Source organism: Streptomyces phaeoluteigriseus, assembly GCF_001896135.2.
In the GTDB taxonomy this organism is placed as follows: Bacteria; Actinomycetota; Actinomycetes; order Streptomycetales; family Streptomycetaceae; genus Streptomyces; species Streptomyces phaeoluteigriseus.
Genome location: NZ_MPOH02000015.1, coordinates 1427211 through 1433393, shown reverse-complemented (window position 1 = coordinate 1433393; position 6183 = coordinate 1427211). Strand labels below are relative to the sequence as shown.

General features: G+C 73.2%; 4 protein-coding genes. 1 reads left to right on the top strand and 3 read right to left on the bottom strand.

All coding sequences use genetic code 11. From position 1 onward, the window contains the following. Both BM536_RS24435 and BM536_RS24430 read right to left on the bottom strand, forming a co-directional pair. Positions 1-1158, bottom strand: a 1158-nt coding sequence (locus BM536_RS24435) for a serine hydrolase domain-containing protein (protein WP_073493189.1), incomplete at its 3' end; no start/stop codon positions are given. Next, positions 1155-3734, bottom strand: a complete 2580-nt coding sequence (locus BM536_RS24430) for a M14 family zinc carboxypeptidase (protein WP_094103469.1) — start codon at positions 3732-3734, stop codon at positions 1155-1157. The genes BM536_RS24435 and BM536_RS24430, both read right to left, overlap by 4 nt. 235 nt (positions 3735-3969) lie before the next feature. Between BM536_RS24430 and BM536_RS24425 the strand changes: the two genes are divergently transcribed. Continuing rightward, positions 3970-4767, top strand: coding sequence for an EI24 domain-containing protein (locus BM536_RS24425; RefSeq protein ID WP_094103468.1), 798 nt, complete (start codon positions 3970-3972; stop codon positions 4765-4767). On the opposite strand, the gene BM536_RS24420 is transcribed toward BM536_RS24425, so the two are convergent. Continuing rightward, on the bottom strand, positions 4748-6010 hold the full coding sequence (locus BM536_RS24420; RefSeq protein ID WP_073493191.1) for a pyroglutamyl-peptidase I: 1263 nt from the start codon (positions 6008-6010) through the stop codon (positions 4748-4750). The two genes, BM536_RS24425 and BM536_RS24420, sit on opposite strands and share 20 nt — an antisense overlap. Positions 6011-6183: the final 173 nt, after the last annotated feature.

The following is a 6183-nucleotide window of genomic DNA, read 5'->3' as shown; positions in this document are numbered from 1 at the left end:
CCTCAGGCCGAAGCCGGCGCAGCCACCTCGCACCGCGGCCACGAACCTCTCGTTCTCCACCCCCGCCCCACCCGGAAACGCGAACCGCCGCCGCGTGTACCCGTACGCCACTCCGCTCCGCGGATCCGCGAACCCCTGACTCCCCGCCGCCCCGCTGTGCCCGAAGGCCCCGACGCCCAGCACCGGGTACCAGGTGTCCGCGGTCGCCTGGAACCCCAGCCCGTACGACTTGTGCGCCCGCGCCACCAGGTCGTACCCCACGGAGTGGAACTGCCCGAACTCGGCCGCCGTGTCCTCCTTCAACAGCGGCACCCTCCCCCCGACCTCGCTGATGGCCGCCGCGTACATCCCGGCCAGCCCGCGCGCGGAGGCGACGCCGCCGACGGACGCCGGCCCCTTCGCCCGGACGAGCGGATCGTTGGGCAGCGTTTCGAGATCGGTCGGCTCGGCGGCATGCCGGTTGAAGGCGACGGCGGCGAGGGTGTGCGGCCCGCTCGGCAGGGAGTCGAGCAGCGCACGTTGCCTGTCCGTCGGCGCCATCACCTGGGTCGACCGGAAGCGCGGCTCGTGCTCCGCCGGCAGCCCGAGGAAGAAGTCGAGCCCGTGCGGCGCCCGCACCCGCTCCTCGTACACCTCCTGGAGCGTACGGCCGGTGGCCCGCCGTACGACCTCGCCGCTGAGCGCGCCGATGACCAGCCCGTGGTAGCCGAACGCGGTGCCCGGCCGCCAGAACGGCCGCTGGTCGGCGAGGCGTTCGGCGATCTGCCGGTCGTCCGCCAGTTCCTGACGGGAGAACCCGGAGTCGGTGCCGACCACACCGGCCCGGTGCGCGAGCAGTTCGCGCAGGGTCAGCGCCCCCTTGCCCTCGGAGGCGAACTCGGGCCAGTAGTAGGTGACTCTGCGGTCGAGCTCCAGCGTCCCCTCCTGGACGAGGAGCGCGGCCACCAGATGCGCGGCACCCTTGGTGGACGAGAACACGCCGTAGAGGGAGTCGGCGTCCGCACCGTCCCCCGCCCACAGGTCGACGACCCGCCGGCCGTGCACATGGACGCACAACTGGCCTTCGTAGTCGGACCGTTCGGTCGCCACGAACGCGGCGAACTCGTCCCGCACCGCCTCGAAGCCCGCCGCGACGGTGCCATGGATCTCCTGGGTCATCCGCTCTCCTCAACCAGACCGCTGCTTGCGTGTGCCATGGTCAACAATGCCTGTGCGACCTGCGGGAACTCGCCCTTCGGGTGATCCCGGAAGAGGGGTTCGGTGCCGAACAGGACGGCGCGCGGCGCGCTCACGACCGAGGGCCGCCCGGCCGCCGCGGCGGGGCCGCCGGAGCCGTCGGCGAGCGCCCGCCAGTGGCCGGAGACGAGCGGGGCGCCGGTGGCGTACGACTGCTCGACGCGCACCCCGGCCCCGAGCCCGGTGAACCACACCGGCGCGTAGACGAAGCCGTGGTCCGGCGCGCCGGCCGTCACCGGGCCCGAGTTCACCACCCGGACCACGCCGTTGGCGTCCTCGTTGCCCTGGACGGCCGTGACGTCGAGGAGCCCGGCGCCGGTGCCGAGCGCGGCCCCGCCGGTGCCCCGCCCGACCAGACCGTGCCCGGCGAGGAAGGTGTCGAGAGCGGTCCGGGCGGGCCCGGTCAGCGCGGCCCGGTTCAGGCCGGACGACACGAACAGGACGTCCACCGAGGACCAGTCGAAGCCCGCGTTGACGACCGCCGTGGACACGGGCGTGACCTCGAAGCCCATCTCCCGCAGCGCGAGCAGCTCGCCGGAGGTGACGGCGGCGGCGACCCGCACCCGGTGCAGGGGGGTGGTACCGGTGAGCGCGGTGGCGGTGAAGGAGACGTCGTGGGTCCGCGCGAGAGCGACCGCCCGCGCCCGTGCCGACGCCGGCACGATGGCACTCCCGTCGGCGGCCCGACGCACCCGGACCCCGTCCCGCAACAGGGAGTTCAGGGCCGCGAAGGCGCTCGGGTCGTCCAGCCGCAGCCGCAGATCGCCGTACGGCGCGACCGACCCGACCGCCGCCGCCCCGGTCACCGGCCGCAGCGTCACCCCGGTCAGTGAGCCACCGCGCACGGCGTTCACCTCCGCGCCCCACAGCCGGCCCAGACTCCAGCCCGAGATGTCGTACATCACCGACACCTTGTCGCTGATGTCCCGGCCGTCCGCGAGCAGCGCGTTCGCCAGTCCCCGCTTGGGCTGGCGCAGGTCGACGACGTACGCGCCCCTCGGGTACGTCCGTCCGCCGAGCCGGAAGGAGTGCGCGGCGCGGGTGACGCGGACGTCGTTGGCGATGAGGTGGTCGACGAGGCGGGCCGTCGCGGTGGTGCCCGCGGGGAGGACGTGGGCGCGCGGGAAGGTGGTCGTGTAGACGTCCTCCGGGCCGATGCCCGGCACGCCCGGCACGGTCTCCTCCGACACCGGCACCTGGGCGGCCCCGGCGGCCCCCCGGCGGAACACCTCGATCTGGTCGGCGATCAGGGAGGACCGCCGGGCCCGCACGAAGTCGAGGGTGGCACGCAGCGCGGCCCCGGCGACGTCCACGTTGATCGCGGCCCGGCGCCGCAACTCGCTCTCCGGCAGCGAGGTGTAGGCCGCGTTGTTCACCTGGAGGGGGATCTCCACGGTGTGCGCGGCGACCGTCCCGTGGAAGGCCGCGTACTGCGGCGTGAAGATCGGGGGCCAGTCGTCCCAGCCCTCCTCCTGGTCCCGGAAGGGGATCTGCGCGGGCTGCACCCCGTCCTTCGCGGGCGTGTGGCCGAGGCCGTTGACGGCGGCCTCCATGCCGAGCGCGTTGGCGTAGGTGTTCTTCAGGAAGAGGTCGTACTCGTAGTTCTCGCCGTGCGGGGGAGTGGTGGGCTCGATCAGCGTGCCGTTGACGTAGCCGTGCAGGTCGAGCATGACGGCCGGCTGCTTGTCGATCAGGATCTGCCGCATCGCGCGCGTCTCGGGCTGCGAGGCGGTGACGAAGTCCCGGTTCAGGTCGAAGCCGCCCGCGTTCGCGCGGGTGCCGGCGATACGGCCGTCCGGGTTGGCGGTGATGTTGAAGTAGAGGCGGCTGTGCGCGAGAAGCTCCCGGGTGTGCCGGTCGTCGGCGGTGGCGAGCCGCTCGATGAGCGCGAGGGAGGCGTCGGTGCCCTCCCACTCGTTGCCGTGGATGTTGTTGTTGAAGAAGACGGGCGTCTTGTAACCCGCCCTCAGCGAACGGTCCTTGGCGGCGGTGGCGGGCGCGTTCTCGATCAGCTCGCGCATCCGCTCCTGCGTCCGCGTCTGACGGGCCGTTTCCGGAGCGGTCACGGTGACCAGATACAGCCGGCGCCCGCCCGCCGACCGGCCCGCGACCTCCACGCTCACCCGGTCGCCCAGGGCCTGGAGGGCGTTCAGCTCGGGCGCGATCGAGTGGTACGGCGTGAGGCCCAGCCTGACCGACTTGTCGGCCGGGTCCTCCGGGTCGGGGGAGAGTACCTGCCGCCGCGGGTAGCCGCGGGTCGCGTCGGCGGCGGCGAGGTCGGTGACGGGAGCGGTCAGCGACCGACGGGCCGTGCCGACGGGGGACTTGGCGGCGCCCGCTTCGGATCCCGGCCCGGATCCTGGCCCCGCCTTCTCCCGGGTGACGGGTCTCGGGTCGGCGCCGGCGGTGTGGGGGGGGAGCAGCAGACTGCCCGTCGCCGTGAGCGCGAGGGCGGTGATCAGCAAAGGTCTGGCAGGGGTGGCTCTCGTGGTGCGCACGCGTACCTCCTCTGGACTTGCCGTGATCGTGAGTGCTTCCGTGGATCGGTACGGCGAGGTCTACCCGTTCGACTCAACGGCAACAAGAGGGTGTTGGTGTCACCGATAGCCCGGATGGCCCACGGGTCTCGCGGGACAGGAGTTCGGGCACCGGTCCGCCGGGCCTTCCGCGGCGGTCCCGCGCCCGGTTCGCGGGGGCGCGGATGACATGCCCGCGTCCCGATAGGATCCGGCCATGCATGATCTCGGGGCGGGTTTCGGATATCTCCTGCAAGGCCAGCGCTGGGTGGCCCGGCACGGCAGGCAGTACGGGTTCGGGCTCCTGCCCGGCCTGATCACGCTCGTCCTCTACGCGGGCGCGCTCGTGGCGCTCGCCGTGTGGGGCGCGGACTTCGTGGGCTGGGCGACACCGTTCGCCGACGACTGGTCGAGCCCCTGGGGCGGGCTGTTCCGCGGGTTCCTCACCGCCGTGCTGTTCGCCCTCGCCCTCCTGCTCGCCGTGGTGACCTTCACCGCGGTCACGCTCCTCATCGGGCAGCCGTTCTACGAGGCCCTCTCCGAGACGGTCGACCGTGATGTGTCCCCCGACGGCTCGGCCCCGGTGTCCGAGCTGCCGCTCTGGCGCGAGCTGTGGATCTCGGCCCGCGACAGCCTGCGGGTCGTGCTGCGCGCGCTGTTGTGGGGCGTGCTGCTCTTCGCACTCGGTTTCATCCCGTTCCTCGGCCAGACGGTCGTGCCGGTGATCGGCCTTTTCGTCACCGGCTTCTTCCTGACCGAGGAGCTGACGTCCGTCGCTCTCCAGCGCCGTACCGTCGACGCACGGTCCCGGCTGGCCCTGCTGCGCTCCCGCCGGACCCTCGTCTGGGGCTTCGGCACCCCCCTCGCGGTCTCCTTCCTGGTCCCCTTCGTCGCGGTGTTCCTGATGCCGGGCGCGGTCGCGGGAGCGACGCTCATGGCACGGGACCTGCTCGGCGAGGAGACCAAGGACGAGAACGACCGCGAGGGGCCGGGCGCTAGCCCGCGGCCCCACTGACCGCCACGGCCACGATCGCCCGCACCTGCGCGATGATGTCCAGCCGGTTGCGCACGAACTCCGGGTCCGTCACGGCACCCGTGGCGGGATCGGTGTTCCCGGCGCCGAACTGGAGCACGGGCGTGTGGACATGGCCGCCCGGCAGCGTCTCGCGCAGCCCGAGCCGGTCGCGCAGCAGGGTCGCCCGGTAGGCGATCTCGTTGGAGAGGTAGTCGCCACCGCCCCCGGCCCGCGCGCTCGACCCGGCGGTGGGCCCGTCCGGCCGTACGACGGGACCGGTGCCGCCCGCCGGGATCTCGGTCACGCTCGTGTTGTCGTAGACGGGGAAACGGCCGGTGTCCGCCGCCACGATCTCCCGGTACGGCAGGGTCGTGGTCGTCCACTGGGGCTGCGAGGCCGGGTCGGCGACCGGTACGGTCCCGGTCCTGCTCACGTTCTCGTTGTCGGGGAAGCCGCCCCGCCAGGCCCCGTTGGTCCGCTCGACGTCGAACCGGCCCACGCGCCCCTGGCTGACGGTCGTGAACAGGTCCACCCGCCGCAGATACGGGCGCAGCGCCCGCTCCACCGTGCCCTCCGCGAAGTCCCGCCAGCGCACCGGGAACACGGCCGTCTCCACCCGGGCAGGACCCCGGGCGGTCTCGATCACCGTGCCGTCCAGTGCCAGCGCGCTCGCCCCGGACGGATTGGAGATCCGCACGTCACGGTCCAGCGTGAACGGGTCGAAACCGGTGACGAGAACCCGCTTCAGCCCTTTGGCGTCCTGCGGACGGCGGATGTCGGTCTGCCCGCGCGAGGTGCGTTCCAAGTCGGCGAGCAGCGTCGCACGCTGCCCCTCGCTCAGGTCGAACCCGGGTTCCCATGACCGCACTTCACGCGTCATTCCCAACCGCGCCCAGTACAGCGGCCGGTCGTCGTCCCGGCTCAGCTCCCCGCCGGCCGGCCCCCGCCCCTGCGCCCGGTCCACCGCCCGCCGCCACAGCGCCGAACCCTCGCGCACGACGACATGGCGGGCCTGTGCGTAGGAGTGCGCGGCACCGAGCCGTCGTGCGAACTCGGGGGTCACGGTGTCGAATCCGGACGCGTCGAGGATCTCCCGCGGCACCGCCCGGTCGAGCCGCAGCTCCTCGACGGTGGGAGTCGTCACCGAGGTCGGGGCGGCCGCGGCGGGCACCGGGAGACAGGCCGCCAGAGCCAGGCCGAGGCCGAGGACACCTGCGCGAACTCGTGCGGAACGCGGGGCCATTGAGGTCCTTCCGTCGCGGTGGGGCGCGTGGCGCGGGACGCCGGAAGTATCGCGTGACAGGTGTGGTTCACGCCATGGGGCACCCCGTCCGGGCCGGGCGAGGGCCGCCCGCGTATCCCGGTGGACCCGGGCGTCCGGACGTCGTCAGCCCGGGCGTCGTCAGCCCGGGCGCT